Annotated in this window: 18 protein-coding genes; 11 read left to right on the top strand and 7 right to left on the bottom strand. The window is 70.0% G+C overall.

Annotated elements, in window-relative coordinates; genetic code table 11:
• Window positions 1-6: 6 nt before the first annotated feature.
• The 4 genes from H512_RS25630 to H512_RS0105845 all read left to right on the top strand — a co-directional run bounded on the left by H512_RS25630 (window position 7) and on the right by H512_RS0105845 (window position 2,191).
• Complete coding sequence (locus H512_RS25630) at window positions 7-1,107, top strand: N-acetylmuramidase domain-containing protein (RefSeq protein WP_053239604.1); 1,101 nt, start codon at window positions 7-9, stop codon at window positions 1,105-1,107.
• Window positions 1,107-1,517, top strand: a complete 411-nt coding sequence (locus H512_RS27595) for a hypothetical protein (RefSeq protein WP_210162664.1) — start codon at window positions 1,107-1,109, stop codon at window positions 1,515-1,517. The genes H512_RS25630 and H512_RS27595 overlap by 1 nt, the downstream gene beginning before the upstream one ends.
• On the top strand, window positions 1,514-1,783 hold the full coding sequence (locus tag H512_RS0105835; protein WP_026782664.1) for a hypothetical protein: 270 nt from the start codon (window positions 1,514-1,516) through the stop codon (window positions 1,781-1,783). The genes H512_RS27595 and H512_RS0105835 overlap by 4 nt, the downstream gene beginning before the upstream one ends.
• Window positions 1,784-1,915: 132 nt before the next feature.
• Window positions 1,916-2,191 (top strand): hypothetical protein, encoded by a 276-nt coding sequence (locus tag H512_RS0105845; protein ID WP_026782665.1) that lies wholly within the window; start codon window positions 1,916-1,918, stop codon window positions 2,189-2,191.
• 215 nt (window positions 2,192-2,406) lie between these two features.
• Here H512_RS0105845 and H512_RS0105850 read toward each other — a convergent pair whose 3' ends face one another.
• Window positions 2,407-2,820 (bottom strand): four-helix bundle copper-binding protein, encoded by a 414-nt coding sequence (locus H512_RS0105850; protein WP_210162665.1) that lies wholly within the window; start codon window positions 2,818-2,820, stop codon window positions 2,407-2,409.
• A gap of 207 nt (window positions 2,821-3,027) precedes the next feature.
• Between H512_RS0105850 and H512_RS0105855 the strand changes: the two genes are divergently transcribed.
• A complete protein-coding gene (locus H512_RS0105855) occupies window positions 3,028-3,522 on the top strand; it encodes a DUF305 domain-containing protein (protein ID WP_053239605.1) in 495 nt (164 codons plus the stop codon).
• Window positions 3,523-3,591: 69 nt separating this feature from the next.
• On the opposite strand, the gene H512_RS0105860 is transcribed toward H512_RS0105855, so the two are convergent.
• Together H512_RS0105860 and H512_RS0105865 are read right to left on the bottom strand one after the other, a co-directional pair.
• A complete protein-coding gene (locus H512_RS0105860) occupies window positions 3,592-4,044 on the bottom strand; it encodes a DUF411 domain-containing protein (RefSeq protein ID WP_026782668.1) in 453 nt (150 codons plus the stop codon).
• A gap of 90 nt (window positions 4,045-4,134) precedes the next feature.
• Window positions 4,135-4,467, bottom strand: coding sequence for a hypothetical protein (locus H512_RS0105865; protein WP_156899391.1), 333 nt, complete (start codon window positions 4,465-4,467; stop codon window positions 4,135-4,137).
• 158 nt (window positions 4,468-4,625) lie between these two features.
• Between H512_RS0105865 and H512_RS0105870 the strand changes: the two genes are divergently transcribed.
• On the top strand, window positions 4,626-5,642 hold the full coding sequence (locus H512_RS0105870) for a 2-hydroxyacid dehydrogenase (protein WP_026782670.1): 1,017 nt from the start codon (window positions 4,626-4,628) through the stop codon (window positions 5,640-5,642).
• 5 nt (window positions 5,643-5,647) lie between these two features.
• On the opposite strand, the gene H512_RS0105875 is transcribed toward H512_RS0105870, so the two are convergent.
• Window positions 5,648-6,751, bottom strand: coding sequence for a M24 family metallopeptidase (locus H512_RS0105875; protein WP_026782671.1), 1,104 nt, complete (start codon window positions 6,749-6,751; stop codon window positions 5,648-5,650).
• Between the two features lie 155 nt (window positions 6,752-6,906).
• On the opposite strand from H512_RS0105875, the gene pxpB reads away from it, so the two are divergent.
• Both pxpB and H512_RS0105885 read left to right on the top strand, forming a co-directional pair.
• Window positions 6,907-7,557 carry a 5-oxoprolinase subunit PxpB gene (gene pxpB, locus H512_RS0105880; RefSeq protein WP_156899393.1) on the top strand — a complete coding sequence of 217 codons (651 nt, stop codon included), beginning with the start codon at window positions 6,907-6,909 and terminating at the stop codon, window positions 7,555-7,557.
• Window positions 7,554-8,510, top strand: coding sequence for a 5-oxoprolinase subunit C family protein (locus tag H512_RS0105885; RefSeq protein WP_026782673.1), 957 nt, complete (start codon window positions 7,554-7,556; stop codon window positions 8,508-8,510). Before pxpB ends, H512_RS0105885 begins: the two co-directional genes overlap by 4 nt.
• Here the strand turns inward: H512_RS0105885 and H512_RS27445 are convergent.
• Both H512_RS27445 and H512_RS0105895 read right to left on the bottom strand, forming a co-directional pair.
• Window positions 8,495-9,040 (bottom strand): biotin/lipoyl-containing protein, encoded by a 546-nt coding sequence (locus H512_RS27445; RefSeq protein WP_053239606.1) that lies wholly within the window; start codon window positions 9,038-9,040, stop codon window positions 8,495-8,497. The two genes, H512_RS0105885 and H512_RS27445, sit on opposite strands and share 16 nt — an antisense overlap.
• A complete protein-coding gene (locus tag H512_RS0105895; protein ID WP_026782674.1) occupies window positions 9,040-9,822 on the bottom strand; it encodes a LamB/YcsF family protein in 783 nt (260 codons plus the stop codon). The genes H512_RS27445 and H512_RS0105895 overlap by 1 nt, the downstream gene beginning before the upstream one ends.
• Before the next feature lie 131 nt (window positions 9,823-9,953).
• On the opposite strand from H512_RS0105895, the gene H512_RS0105900 reads away from it, so the two are divergent.
• The 3 genes from H512_RS0105900 to otsB all read left to right on the top strand — a co-directional run bounded on the left by H512_RS0105900 (window position 9,954) and on the right by otsB (window position 12,739).
• Entirely contained in the window at window positions 9,954-11,417 is a 1,464-nt protein-coding gene (locus H512_RS0105900) for an MDR family MFS transporter (protein WP_036790235.1), read from the top strand.
• A 10-nt stretch (window positions 11,418-11,427) separates the two neighbouring features.
• Complete coding sequence (locus H512_RS0105905; protein WP_026782676.1) at window positions 11,428-11,736, top strand: Dabb family protein; 309 nt, start codon at window positions 11,428-11,430, stop codon at window positions 11,734-11,736.
• Between the two features lie 250 nt (window positions 11,737-11,986).
• Complete coding sequence (otsB, locus tag H512_RS22745) at window positions 11,987-12,739, top strand: trehalose-phosphatase (protein ID WP_053239607.1); 753 nt, start codon at window positions 11,987-11,989, stop codon at window positions 12,737-12,739.
• Between the two features lie 15 nt (window positions 12,740-12,754).
• Here otsB and H512_RS0105915 read toward each other — a convergent pair whose 3' ends face one another.
• Window positions 12,755-13,579 carry a hypothetical protein gene (locus tag H512_RS0105915; RefSeq protein ID WP_026782677.1) on the bottom strand — a complete coding sequence of 275 codons (825 nt, stop codon included), beginning with the start codon at window positions 13,577-13,579 and terminating at the stop codon, window positions 12,755-12,757.
• Window positions 13,580-13,594 lie beyond the last annotated feature (15 nt).

Here is a 13,594-nt window from a genome sequence, read left to right on the forward strand (position 1 = left end):
CTCACCATGGACATGCAGGTTTTCAACGTCGCGCAGGCCATGGCCGTCGCCTACGACGCGCCGGCGGCGTGGATCGCGGCCATCATCGCCAAGGAAAGCAACGGAGAGGTGTTCGCGACCGCCAACGGCAACAAGCTGCCGCTGATCCGTTGGGAAGGGCACTACTTCTATCAGCGGCTCAAGGGCGACAAGCTCGCCGCCGCCGTCGCCAAGAAGCTGGCGTCGCCGAAGGCCGGCGGCATCAAGAACCCGAGGGAACAGGCCGATCGTTGGTACAAGCTGGTGGAACCGGCCTGCGGCATCGACACCGATGCAGCCCATGAAAGCATGAGCTGGGGCGTCGGCCAGGTCATGGGCGCGCACTGGAAGCGGCTCGGCTTCGCGTCCGTCGCCGACCTCGTCAAGACGGCGTGCTCCGGCCTGTACGGGCAGGTCGACCTGATGATGCGCTACATCAAGGAATTTGCCTTGCTCGACGAGCTGCGGCGCGGCGACGCGCTCGGCTTCTCGCGCGGCTACAACGGGCCGAAGACGCCGGCCTCCTACGCCCGCGACATCGAGCGGCTGGCGAAGGAGTTCGGCGGCGAGGTGAAGACGGCCGGCGCCGCGAACATGCTGCGCATGGGCATGAAGGGCGCCAAGGTGCGCGAACTGCAAGCGCTGCTCAACCGCACCGGCGCCGCCGTCAAGGTGGACGGCGATTTCGGGCCGACCACCAAGGCGGCCGTGCTGGTGTTCCAGCGCAAATCCGGCCTCGCCGCCGATGGCGTCGCCGGCCCCGAGACCATGCAGGCGCTCGCCGCCTATCGCGTGGCGCCGGACGAGCAGCTCGGCGTCGTCGGGCCGCTCCAGACGGCCGAGGCGCGGCAGGGTGGCACCTCGGCCGGCACGGGCGTCCTGGCGCTCGAGGCGGCCAAACAGGTGCAGCCCTACGTCGACCAGCTCAACCAGACGGCCGACAAGCTGCAATCGCTGGCGTCGCTGTCCGACCTCGCGGGCTACGCCACGGCGGCGCTCTACGTGGCCGGCGGCCTGCTGATCATCGGCGGGCTGGTCTGGGCTGCGGCGGGGTGGATCAGAAGCCGGCGGACGGTAGGGGGCGTGTGATGCCTAGCTTAGCTGCTGTTAATGCCGAAGGCGCCTTTTATCTAGAGCAAGAACTTGCCAAGGCTAAGCGCAAACTTGCCGAGGTCGAGCGCGAAAGAGACGATCTAAAAGCTGCGTTTTGTTGTTCCATAGCGGTAGAGAGGATGCGGCACATCAAGGTTGAGGGGTGGACCCCTGAACATGATGACGCACACAGCAAGGGAGAGATGGCCATGGCCGCTCTCTCTTACATCTTCCATGCCATCTTTCCTCATGTCGAAGGCCGCGTAGGGCCGATGCGCTGGTGGCCGTGGGGAAAGTCATGGTGGAAGCCCTCAGACGACCCCATCCGCGACTTGGAGAAGGCGGGCGCGCTTATCGCAGCCGAAATTGATCGCAGACTTCGATTGCGGCCAGAGGTGCCGGAATGACTACCGCGCTCTCCGCCCTCACCTTCCTTCGCGCCAACTGGCGCCTGGTACTAGCCGGCATCGCCGCCGTCATCCTGCTGCTGGCCGTGTGGGCGATCTTCGACGCCGGCCGGGACAGCGAGAGGGCAAAACAGGATCGGGCGTCCATGACCAACCTGCGCGACAGGAGCGCTATCGACGATGCGGTACGGACGGATGACGATGTGGCGCTGTGCCTGCGCCTTGGTGGCGACGGCGACTGTCGGGGCCTGCGCGTCGGCCGGTAGCACGTGCGACGGCTGGCGGCCGATCCCGCTCAAGCCGGCGTCGGCCGTCTACCTCGTCGGCAACGACCGGCCGGCGGCCGAGGCGATCGCCGGGCACAACGATTTTGGCGGCAAGAAGTGCGGGTGGAAGTGATGCCGGATCTCCGGAAAGAAATCTCGCTGTCGACCGTCATCGCCCTGGTGACGCTGGCCATGGCGATGGCCGGCGGGTGGACGGCGCTGCAAACGTCGATCACGGGCGTTGAGGCGAAGGTTGGCGATCACGACCGGCGGCTTGGTGATATCGAGGCCGACAGCAAGGGCGCCCGCGCCGCCACGTCGCTGGTGCTTCAGGACATCGCCGAGATCAAGACGGACCTCCGGTACATGCGTCAGGCGATGGAGCGGGATGGCTCGCGCGGAAAGTAACGGGGACGTTGTTTCCCGAGCGTCAATCCGACGCCGAATGCTTTCTGGATGCAATTTGCGGCATCGTGAGCTAGAATGTATTGGGCTTCACAGAAGTGATTGATTTATATAAAGTTCGCAATAACTCTTAATCAGCGGGTCTACGGTTCGATCCCGTACGCGCCCACCACTTTTCCCTAATACGCAAATCGTTGAAGCGGCTCCCTGGGAGCTGGTCATTGCAGCGACGACTTGATGCCGTCGGCGGCGGTGGCGCAGGCGTCTTCGCAGTGGCGGCAGGCATCGGCGCAGACGCGGCAATGCTCGTGCATGGTGGCGTGACGGCCGCATTCGGCGGCGCAGGCCCGGCAGGCGTCGCGGCAGGCGAGGATGACCGCCCTCAGCACCTCGCCGTTGGAGCCGGTGCGCCGCGAGGCGATCGTGGCTGTCGCCAGGCAGAGGTCGGCGCAGTCGAGGTTGAGACGGATGCATTGACGCAGGTCGTCGACGTTTTGCTCGCCGAGGCAGGCGTCGGCGCAGGACGTGCAGGTCTGCGCGCAATCGAGACAGGCCTCGATGCAATGGAGCAGATCGTTATCGACGGTGCCGTTCAGGGCGGGATGAGAGCGGATCATCGCTTCGGTGTGCATGGCAGCCTCCAGAGCTTGGGTTTGGAATTCTTGGGTCAACCGTCCTGATGGCGGTTTGTTCCGCGCCGATTGCTCCATGGGCCTTTCGCCATGGCCGGTTTCGGACATCGGTGGCGAACCCGGACGGGGCCGTCGGCGTTATGCCCTTGGCGGCATCGCCGGCATGCCGAGCCGGATGAGCCGCGCTCCAGCCACGGGAGACTTACGATGCGGATACGCCCGATCCTCTTTGCCATGGCCCTCATCGGACCGGCCACCGGCGCCGTCGCCCAGGAGGCGGCGCAAACCGACCTGTCCATCCTGCCGCAGGCCTGCCGTGCCGCCATCGTGCCGCCCGAGCAGGCGATGCCCGGCTCCGACGACCCCCACGAAGACATGGCCGGGGCGCCGCGTGCCGCTTCGGAAGCGCAAGTCTCGAACGCCGGCGAGGCCGGCACCACCGCCGCCGCGCAGACCGAGACCATGCAGGCGATCAACCGCATGCACGGGCCGATGATGGCGGCGGCCGGCATCGCCGATGCCGACCTTGCCTTCAATTGCGGCATGCTCGCCCATCATCAGGCGGCGATCGACATGGCGCGGATCGAACTCAAATACGGCACCGACGCCGACAGCCGAAAGATGGCCGAGGCGATCATCGAGGCGCAGACCAAGGAAATCTCCGAGATGTCGGCGCGCATCGCCAAGCTGGCGCAGCGATAGGCGCCCGGAACCCGACAGGTTCGGAACTCCGGGCGCCCGATCGTCAGCCCCGATGATCAGCCCCGATGATTAGCCCTTGTCGGGCTGGACGGTGGCGAACACCTCGGTGCTGCCGTTCTTCCTGATCAGCAGCACGTCGAACGGCTCGGCATCGGCGTCGGCGCCCATGCCGGGCGAGCCGAGCGGCATGCCGGGCGCCGCGAGGCCGACGGCATCAGGTCTCTCGGCCAGCAGGCGGTCGACCAGCGCCGCCGGCACGTGGCCTTCGATGGCGTAGCCGCCGACCAGCGCGGTGTGGCAGGAGACGGCGTCTCCGGGGATGCCGAGCGCCGTCTTGCGCGAGGCGAGGGCATTGTAGTCCATCTCGGTGGCATGGGCGGTGTAGCCGGCCGCCTGCATGTGGGCGATCCACTCGTGGCAGCACATGCAGCCTTCGTTGAGCAGTACCTCGACCGGCTGGCCAGCCATGGCGAGCGAGGTGGACGCGGCGAGGATAAGGGGAGCGAGAATACGGAATTTCATGATTTTGCCTGTGTCTGGTGTCTTGTGTCCGATCGCGGCGCATCGCAGGGCGCCGGCGGTCGCGGAAAGAAAAGGGATGATGGCGGTCGCTCAGGCGCGCGGCGGTTCGAGCGGCGGCGCCGGCGACCGGCCGTCGAGTTCGAGGACGACGAGCGGCGTGTCGGCGGGGCGCCCGGAATCGGTTTCAAGGACCGGAGCCGCGGCCGGCAGGGCGGGCGCGGCCATGGGGCAGCCGGCGCCGAGGCAAGTGCCGGCCTTCTCGATGGGGGCGGATGACGTCTTGCCGCAGCAATCGTGCTTCAGGTCGGCGGCCGCCATCGCCGCGTGCGCGGTGGTGACGGAGAACACGGCACCGCGTCCGCCGATCAGGCCGATCAGCGCGAGGGCGACGAGAAGCAGGCGGAGGCCGGCGAGGAAACGCATGGCGGCAATGTCGCATCCTTCGCTCCGGCCGGCCAGCAGGGATTCGTGCTGATGGGCGCGGTCCAACTTTCGCCGCAGACGCCGGATCGCGTCTGCCCTCTTTTCTTGGGTCCGGCGCCTGATACTGTCGCCGCCAGACCATCCATCCGGAGATCCCGATGCGCGTTGCCGTCTTCAGCACCAAGCCCTACGACCGCACCTTCCTGAGCCGCGCTGCCGCCATGCACGGCCACGAGCTGACCTTCTTCGAGCCACGGCTCGACCATACGACGGTGCGGCTGGCCGAGGGCTTCCCGGCCATCTGCGCCTTCGTCAACGATACGCTCGACGCCGAGGTGATGGCGGCACTGGCCGCCGGCGGCACGCGCATCGTGGCGCTGAGGGCGGCCGGCTTCAACAACGTCGCCCTCGACGCCGCCGCGGAGGCGGGCCTTGTCGTGCTGCGCGTGCCGGCCTATTCGCCGCACGCCGTCGCCGAATTCTCGGTCGGCCTGCTGCTGGCGCTCGACCGGCGCATCCATCGCGCCTGGGCGCGCGTCCGTGAAAACAATTTCGCCCTGGAGGGCCTGCTTGGCCACGATCTCTACGGCCGCACGGTGGGCGTGGTCGGCACCGGCCGCATTGGCGCGCTGGTGGCGCGGGCCTATCGCCTCGGTTTCGGCTGCGAGGTGCTGGCCCACGACCGCTACGAGGTCGACGACCTCAAGGCGATTGGCGTCACCTACGTCGGGCGCGACGAGCTGATCGAGCGGTCGGACGTCATCAGCCTGCATTGCCCGCTGACGCCGGAAACGCACTACCTGATCGACGAGGCGGCGATCGCCCGCGCCCGTCACGGTTTCCTGCTGATCAACACCTCGCGCGGCGCGCTGATCGACGCCGAGGCGGTGATCGGCGGCCTGAAGAGCGGCCGCATCGGCGGTGTCGCCCTTGACGTCTACGAGCAGGAGGCCGACCTGTTCTTCGAGGACCTGTCGAGCGAGATCATCCAGGACGACGTGTTCCAGCGCCTCTTGACCTTCCCCAACGTGCTGATCACCGGCCATCAGGCCTTCTTCACCGAGGAGGCGCTGCTGGCCATCGCCGAGACGACCATGGGCAATATCGCCGAGGAGGAAGCCGGCAGGGTGTCGCCCAACCGCGTGCTCAGCGAGAAGGTGGCGGGCAAGGGGTGAGGCGCTCAGCTCCCGGCGACGAGGATGTCGCGGGAAAGGCCCGACAGGATCTCCGGGCCATCGGCCCGGAGGATGACGATCTCCTCAAGGCGGCAGCCGTAGCGGCCGGCGAGATAGATGCCCGGCTCGATCGAGAACACCATGCCTTCCTCGAGCACGGTCTCGGACGTGGCGGTAATATAAGGCGGCTCGTGGCCGTCGATGCCCATGCCGTGGCCGGTGCGATGGGTGAACGCCTTGCCGTAGCCGGCATCGGCGATCACCGCGCGGGCGGCGGCGTCGACCTCGCGGGCCAGCACGCCGGGCCTGGCGGCGGCAAGCGCCGCCTCGACCGCCCGCTCGACGACGGCGTGCACCTCGACGAAGCCCTCCGGCGGCCGGCCGACCACCGCGACGCGAGTGATGTCGCTCGGGAAGCCGGACTTGACGCCGCCGACGTCGATCACCACCGCATCGCCCTCGACGATATGGCGGTCGGAAGCGTGATGGTGCGGGAAGGCGCCGTTGGGGCCGCTGCCGACCACCCAGAAGCTCGGCGCCGCGCCTTCTTTCAGGAACTGGTTGCGGATGACGGCGGCAAGCTCGTTCTCGGTCATGCCGGGCTTGAGGGCGGCGAGGGCCGCCTCGATCGCCCGGTCGGCGATGCCGGCGTTCATCTTGAGGAGGCCGTACTCGCGCTCGTCCTTCTTCATGCGCAGCCCGCCGAGCGTGTCGGCGGTAAAGGTGCGCAGCACGTCGGAGGGCAGGGCGTCGAGCACCAGCAGCGCGAAGTCGGCGCGCATGGTCTCGTCGATGGCGACGCGGTCGGGCGCACTGGCGCCGATGGCGCTGAGCGCCTGGCAGAGCGCCACGTGCGGCCCGACGTCGTCGGCCCAAGGGACGAAATCGATGTCGGTATGTTGGCGCACGTCGTCGGCATTGACTTCAGGCATCAGGAAGGTGGTGCCACCCGGCGATATCAGCAGCAGGCACGGCCGCTCGTCGGAGGCCGGCGCGTAGCCGAGCAGCCATTGCATGTGCGAGCCCGGCGCGAGGGCGACGAGGTCGGTGTCGGTGGCGACCATCCGCTCTCGCAGCGCGGCGAGGCGGGCTTGGGTCTCAGGGGTCATTGATCACGGTCCTTGGCAGTCCGCCGGCGTCTGGCGGCCGGTTATCGGTAACGTTATAGGCTTTCGCCGGCCGCCGACCAATCGCATTGCCGCGTGGCTCCCTTGCACGGCGGGCATTGGCCGCCGATAATCGCCTGACAGGACAGGGGGAACGGTTGGCCGACGATTTCATCCTCTCCGAGGCGGGCGCCGGCGCGCTGCTCCTCGACGTCGCCGCCGGCGCCTTCGACGAGGACCGGCAAGCGCGGCTGCTGGCGCTCGCCGACAGCCTCTCCGGCGCCGACGGCATCGAGGACGTGGTGCCCGGCATGAACAACCTGATGGTCGCCTTCGATCCGCTGGCCGTCGAGGCCGGCGAAATCACGCGCCGCCTCGTCGACGGCTGGCGGACCGCGGTCGCCACGGCGCGCGCCGGCTGCGAGCATCGCATCGATGTCGTCTATGGCGGGCCGGATCTCACCGATTTCGCCGCCGGCCTTGGTCTCGCCGTCGACGAGGTGATCGGCCGGCACGCCGGCGCCGTCTACCGGGTGGCGGCGATCGGCGCCATGCCCGGCTTTCCCTATCTCTCGGGCCTCGATCCGGCGCTGTCGGCGCCGCGCCGGGCGGTGCCGCGCGCCGGTGTGCCCAAGGGGGCGGTGATCGTCGGCGGTGGTCAGGCCGGCATCATGCCGATCACCGCGCCGTCCGGCTGGCATATCCTCGGGCATACCGATTTCACGCTGTTCGACCCCCATCGCGTCCGGCCGGCAACGCTGGCGGCCGGCGACGTGGTGCGTTTCGTCGTCGCCGGTGTCGAGCGATGATCGAGATCCTGTCGTCCGGCGCGCTCAATTCGGTGCAGGACCGTGGCCGTCGCGGCTCTCTGGCCAGCGGCGTGTCGCGCTCCGGCGCCATGGATCGTCCGGCGCTCGACGCCGCCAACGCGCTTCTCGGCAACGATGCCGGCGCGGCGGCGATCGAGGTGGCGGCCTTCCCGTTCCGCCTGCGGTTCCAGGCGGGCGCGGCGGTGGCCGTCACCGGCGCGCTCGCCGAGACGCGGCTCTCCGGCCGCCGCCTGCCGCCCTGGTGGGCGACCGAGGCGCGGGCCGGCGACGAGCTGACCATCGCCCCGCCGACGCTGGGCGCCCGCGTCTATGTGGCGGTGAGCGGCGGCATCGACGCGCCGCTGCTGCTCGGGGCGAGGGCGACCGAGCTGAAGAGCGGCTACGGCGGCCACGAGGGCCGGGGTCTCAGGCGCGGCGACCTGCTGCCGCTCGGGCCGCGACTGCCGGGCCGGCTGCCCGAGGGCGGCATCGGCGCGCTGCCGCCGCCCGGACGGAGCGACGCCGGCCGGCCGCTGCGCCTGCTGCCGGCCGCCGAGTGGCCGGAATTCTCCGAGGACGCGCGGCGGCTGTTCGTTGCTGCCGATTGGCAGGTGACCGCCGAGGCCGACCGGCAGGGCTGCCGGCTCGACGGGCCGGAGCTTGTCCGCGCGCGGCGGCGCGAGCTGATGTCGCACGGCATCGTGCCGGGCACGGTGCAGGTGCCGCCGTCCGGCCGGCCGATCGTCCAGCTTGCCGAGGCCAACACCTGCGGCGGCTATCCGAAGATCGCCACGGTGATCGAGGCCGACCTCTGGCGGCTGGGGCAGGCGATGCCCGGCGACCGGCTGCGCTTTGCGCTCGCGAGCCGCGACGAGGCGGTGGCGGCGCTCAGGGAGACGGCCGACTGGCTCGACCGGCTGAGGTCGGCGGCGGCGCTCTATCGCGCCTCGTAGAGCGGCGTTCCCCAGCCGACCGGCGCGCCATCGTCGACGAGACGCCGGCCGAGCGTCAGGTCGGCGGCGGCGATCGCCGGCAGCAGCAGGCCGTTGGCCTCGACGAAGGCGACGGTGTCGCCCTTGCCGACGCGGTCGCCCTCGGAAAAGCGCGGCGCGGCGTCGAGCGGATGGCAAAGCCTGACGCGGCCGGGCGATGGCGCGGCGACGAAGGGCGGCGGCGGTTCGGCCGCCAGCTGTGCGGCTGGCGGCGGTTCGGGCGCCGCGTCCTCCGGGCCGGCAAGGCGGTAGAGCACCGTGCCGCGCGTCACCAGCGCGCCGTCCTCCGCGGCGATCGCCGCGACGCGGCCGGCGTGGTCGGCCTCGATCGGCGTCAGCATCTTCATCGCTTCGAGGAGGCCGACCGTTTGTCCTTCCTCCACCAGATCGCCCACCGCGACGAAGGGCGGCGCCTCCGGCGACGGCGAGCGGTAGAAGGTGCCGGTGAGGCCGGCGACGATCGTCTGGCCGGTGGTCGGCGTGCCGGCCATCAGGCGGCTCCGGCGAAGGGCGCCAGCGCGATGCCTTCGGCGGCAAGGCGCTCGCGCAGGAGGCGCGCCGTCACCACCGCCGTCGGGCTGTCGCCGTGGACGCAGATGGAATCGACCGATGTCGGCAGCGCCTTGCCGGCCACCGAGACGATCTCGCCCGTCCGCACCATGCGGCAGGCCCGCTCCACCGCCTCGGCCGGATCGTGGACGAAGGCGCCGGCCTGGGAACGCGGCATCAGCGAGCCGTCGTCGCGATAGCCGCGGTCGGCGTAGACCTCGGAGAAGGTGGCAAGACCGGCCTCGCGGGCCAGCCGCTCCTGCGCGCCGTGGGCGATGGCGAGGCAGGCGAGCGCGGCGTCGACGCCCTTGATCGCCCGCACGCTGGCGGCGGCGACGTCCGGGTCGGCGACGGCGAGGTTGGCGAGCGCGCCATGCAGCTTCACGTATCTGATCGGGTGGCCGGAGAGCGCCGACAGCGCCGCCGCCGCGCCGATCTGGTAGGCGATCAGCCGCTCGATCTCGCCGGCCGAATAGGGCAGGGCGCGGCGGCCGAAGCCCCAGAGGTCGGGAAAGCCGGGGTGGGCGCCGACCGCGACGCCGCGCGCCTTGGCGTGGCGGAAGGTCTCGACCATGATCTCGGGATCGCCGGCGTGCAGGCCGCAGGCGACGTTGGCCGAGGTGACGACGTCGAGAAGCGCCGCGTCGTCGCCGATGCGGTAGACGCCGAAGCCCTCGCCGAGGTCGGCGTTGAGATCGACGGTGCGGGGAGGGGCTGCTGTCATCGCGGCGGTCTCCGGTTCATCGCCCCCGAGTATAGAGGCTCGGATGGCGAACGGAAGGCGGCAGAGGCGGCGGCTGGCTTTCGCGCCGGACTATCGATAGGGTGCGGCGGCGAATCCGCCGGACCGATGCCATGACCACGACGCCCCAATCCGCCGCTCACCTGCTCGGCGAGGACGACAAGACCAAGATCGTCATCACCGCCCTCCTTTGCATGTTCCTCGCCGCGCTCGACCAGACCATCGTCACGCCGGCCCTGCCGGTGATGGGCGCCTCGCTCGGCGGCGGCGAGTGGGTGTCGTGGATCGTCTCGGCCTATTTCCTGACGGCGACGGCGGTGACGCCGCTCTACGGCAAGCTCGCCGACCTCAAGGGCCGGCGGCCGGTGCTCTACGCCGGCGTCGGCATCTTCGTGGCGGGATCGGTGATCTCGGCAGCGGCGCCGTCGATGGCCGTGCTGATCGCCGGCCGCGCCTTGCAGGGCCTCGGCGGCGGCGGGCTGATGGCGCTCGTCCAGACCATCATCGGCGACGTGGCGCCGCCGCGCGAACGCGGCAAGTACATGATGTACATCTCGGCCGTCTGGGCGACGTCGAGCGTCGCCGGGCCGGTGCTCGGCGGTCTCCTCGCCGAATACGTCCACTGGTCGGCGATCTTCTGGCTGAACCTGCCGCTCGGCGCGCTGGCCGTCGGCCTGTCGCTGAAGCCGCTGTCCCGCCTGCCGGACATCCGCCGCGACCACCGGCTCGACATCGCCGGCGCGCTGGTGATCATGGCGGCGACGCTGCTGTTCCTGCTGCCGCTGACGCTGGGCGGCCATTCCTATCCCTGGACCTCGCCGCTCGTCCTCGGCATGCTGGCGCTGTCGCTCGCCGCCTTCGCCTTCTTCGCCTGGTACCAGTTCCAGCCGGCCGAGCCGCTGTTGCCGCCGCGCATCTTCGGCGACCGGGTGATCGCGCTGACCTCGGCCGTCTCCTTTCTGGCCGCCGCCGGCATGTTCGGCCTGTCGGTCTATTTCCCGGTCTACCTGCAACTGATCGACGGCTTCGGCGCCTCGGCGGCCGGCATCGCGCTGCTCGGCCCGATGATCGGCTCGGTGATCGGCTCCAACATCTCGGCGCGCATCCTGCGCAAGGCGCCGCATTACAAGCGGCTGCCGGTCGTCGGCAGCCTGTTGTCCGCGCTGGCGCTGGCGGCGGTCGGCGTCGTTGCCGGCGACGCGCCCTTCTGGGTGATCGAGGCGCTGGCGGTGGTCACCAGCTTCGGCCAGGGCGCGCTGTTCCCGGTGGCCACCGTCATGGTGCAGAACGCCGCCGATCCGCGCGATCTCGGCACCGCCACCGGCGCCTACACCTTCGTCCGCTCGCTGGGCGCCGTCGTCGCCATCGCCGTGCTGGGCGCCATCCTCGGCAGCGCCGGCATCGGCGACCACATCAGCGGCGGCGGGCTGGCGCCGGCGGCGCGGGAGGGCGCCGTCGCCGCCTTCCGCGCCCTGTTCTTCGCCGCCGCCCTGGCGCAGTTCGTATCGCTCCTGCTGCTTGCCGCCATCGAGGAACGGCCGTTGCGCGGCCGTACGCCGCCGCCCGTTGCCGACTGAGGACTGACCCATGATCCTGCATTGCGTGTTCCTGAAAATGCCGGCCGCGGCGACGACGGCCGACGTCCTGAAGCTCTATGGCGCCGTGGCGGCGCTGAAGCCGATCATCCCCGGCATGCTCGACTTCAAGGCCGGGCCGAACGTGTCGCCGGAAGGGCTCGACCGCGGCTTCCACCACGGCTTCGTCGTCACCTTCGACGACGAGGCGGCGCGCGACGCCTACCTGATCCATCCCGAGCACGTGAAGGTCGGCAACCGGATCGTGGCGGCGACCGACGGCGGGCTCGAGGGCATTCTGGTCTACGATCTCTCCGTCTGAGCGATCGACCGCAAATTTCCCTCCGGCGCCTGTCTGGCGCCACTTTCTCCCGTTCCGGGGCTCGAAAGCCGAGCCAGCCGACTCGCCGGGCGAATTTCAGAAACCGTCCCCAAAAGGCGGCTTTCATATCGATTCAAGGCTTGGGGCATTGTCGGATCGCGGCGATGGCTGTAGAGGCTAGGGATGCTGCGGACGATACTTTCGTCTTAGCGGCAATCTCTTTCTTGTTTCCGACCGCAGGCCCGTACCCTTGATCGACCCGACCGACCTCGCCGCCCGTCTGCCCGCCCCCGATCGTCTTGCGCTGTTCCTCGACGTCGACGGCACGCTGATCGGCCCAACCTATGCCGACCGCGAGCGCGGCATCGCCGCCGAGCGCATCGCCTTCCTCGGCCGCCTTTACGACCGGCTCGGCGGGGCGATGGCCATCGTCAGCGGCCGCTCGGTCGAGACGGTCGATCCGATGTTCAAGCCGTTGATCCTGCCGGTGGCCGCCTTGCAGGGCGCCGACCGGCGCTTCCCCGACGGCCGCCGCTTCACGCCGGTGCAGACGCCCGAGGAGCGGCGAGCGCTCGACGACATCGCCTCGGCGGTGGCCGACGCCTATCCCACCATGGACATCCAGTGGAAGATCGGCGCGCTGGCCATCGTCTACAACGAGGGCGACCCTCTGGCCGACGGCGTGGCGGCGCTGGCCGAGCGGCACGCCAGCGGCCACGTGTCGGTGATCCCCGGCCGCGTGTCGATCGACGTGGTGCCGCGAGGGGCGAACAAGGGCTCCGGCCTCACCTTCCTGATGGAGCACACGCCCTTCCTCGGCCGCGTTCCGGTGCATGTCGGCGACGACGTGCCCGACGAGTCCGGCTTCGCCGCGGCGCACAGGCTCGGCGGCTTCGGTATCGGTATCGGCCTGAAGGCGAGAGGCGCCGATTTCCGCCTTGCCGACCACGAGGCGACCTGGGCCATGCTCACCGCCTATGCGGCGCGCCATCCGGGTGCCTGAGCCTCAGCCCGAGCCTCAGCCGATGGCGATGCGGAGGTAGGTGGTGTCGTCGAAATAGTCGCGGCCCGGCATGAACGGCCGCGAGCCGGTGGCAAGCTCCACCATCAGCGGGTCGTTCTCCCTGACATGGGCGATCTCCGCGAGACCCTCGGCCAGCGTTGCCGGCGGCGACAGGAAGCCGTCGCTGGCCAGCACGATCTCACGGGCGCCAGCCGCCGGGATCACCTCGATGAAACGATCGGGCACCGGCGTGCCGGCAAGGCCGCCGTAGGCGAGCGGATCGTCGCTGTCGAGGTTGAGAAAGGCGTGCTGGGCGATGACCAGCGGCCGGAACGGCTGCTCCATGGTCGGCACCCGCCGTTCGGCGTCGAGGCTGGTGAGGCCGAGCCGGAGCCGCGCCCTGATCACCGCGCAGCGGAACTCATAGCCGATGCGGTCGATCTCCTTGCCGCCGTAATAGGCCCGGTCGTCGATGCGGACGTGGCAGTCGCCGACCCGCCAGACCTCGTTGCGGGCGCGCGACCAGACGGCGGCCACCGCCGAGGGGCGCATCTCCGTCTTGTCCGGCCATGCGCCGATCGCCGCGGCGACGGCCGCCGTGGCGCGGTCGACGAAATCGCGGGCGATGGCGTCGGGTGGCAGTGCCTTGACGGCGGCTTCCACCGCCTCGGCGGCGACGATGCCGCCCGGCCGGCCGCCGATCGGGCCGGAGGAGGTGGCGCCGTCGATGACCGCGGCGAAGTCGTCGGTGACGACCAGCCGATCCTCCTTCTTCGCCTCCGACTCCTTGCCGGTGGCGCAGAGGCTTTCGACCACGCGGAAGGGACGCAGGGCGGTCATGGGAGTCTCCGGCTC

It is taken from the genome of Pleomorphomonas koreensis DSM 23070 (genome assembly GCF_000425185.1).
GTDB classification, from domain to species: Bacteria; Pseudomonadota; Alphaproteobacteria; order Rhizobiales; family Pleomorphomonadaceae; genus Pleomorphomonas; species Pleomorphomonas koreensis.

Coding starts and splice junctions, on each gene's coding strand:
- H512_RS25630 (WP_053239604.1), top strand. CDS start 7: ATGGACATGCAGGTTTTCAACGTCGCGCAGGCCATGGCCGTCGCCTAC.
- H512_RS27595 (WP_210162664.1), top strand. CDS start 1,107: ATGCCTAGCTTAGCTGCTGTTAATGCCGAAGGCGCCTTTTATCTAGAG.
- H512_RS0105835 (WP_026782664.1), top strand. CDS start 1,514: ATGACTACCGCGCTCTCCGCCCTCACCTTCCTTCGCGCCAACTGGCGC.
- H512_RS0105845 (WP_026782665.1), top strand. CDS start 1,916: ATGCCGGATCTCCGGAAAGAAATCTCGCTGTCGACCGTCATCGCCCTG.
- H512_RS0105850 (WP_210162665.1), bottom strand. CDS start 2,820: ATGCACACCGAAGCGATGATCCGCTCTCATCCCGCCCTGAACGGCACC.
- H512_RS0105855 (WP_053239605.1), top strand. CDS start 3,028: ATGCGGATACGCCCGATCCTCTTTGCCATGGCCCTCATCGGACCGGCC.
- H512_RS0105860 (WP_026782668.1), bottom strand. CDS start 4,044: ATGAAATTCCGTATTCTCGCTCCCCTTATCCTCGCCGCGTCCACCTCG.
- H512_RS0105865 (WP_156899391.1), bottom strand. CDS start 4,467: ATGCGTTTCCTCGCCGGCCTCCGCCTGCTTCTCGTCGCCCTCGCGCTG.
- H512_RS0105870 (WP_026782670.1), top strand. CDS start 4,626: ATGCGCGTTGCCGTCTTCAGCACCAAGCCCTACGACCGCACCTTCCTG.
- H512_RS0105875 (WP_026782671.1), bottom strand. CDS start 6,751: ATGACCCCTGAGACCCAAGCCCGCCTCGCCGCGCTGCGAGAGCGGATG.
- H512_RS0105885 (WP_026782673.1), top strand. CDS start 7,554: ATGATCGAGATCCTGTCGTCCGGCGCGCTCAATTCGGTGCAGGACCGT.
- H512_RS27445 (WP_053239606.1), bottom strand. CDS start 9,040: ATGGCCGGCACGCCGACCACCGGCCAGACGATCGTCGCCGGCCTCACC.
- H512_RS0105895 (WP_026782674.1), bottom strand. CDS start 9,822: ATGACAGCAGCCCCTCCCCGCACCGTCGATCTCAACGCCGACCTCGGC.
- H512_RS0105900 (WP_036790235.1), top strand. CDS start 9,954: ATGACCACGACGCCCCAATCCGCCGCTCACCTGCTCGGCGAGGACGAC.
- H512_RS0105905 (WP_026782676.1), top strand. CDS start 11,428: ATGATCCTGCATTGCGTGTTCCTGAAAATGCCGGCCGCGGCGACGACG.
- H512_RS0105915 (WP_026782677.1), bottom strand. CDS start 13,579: ATGACCGCCCTGCGTCCCTTCCGCGTGGTCGAAAGCCTCTGCGCCACC.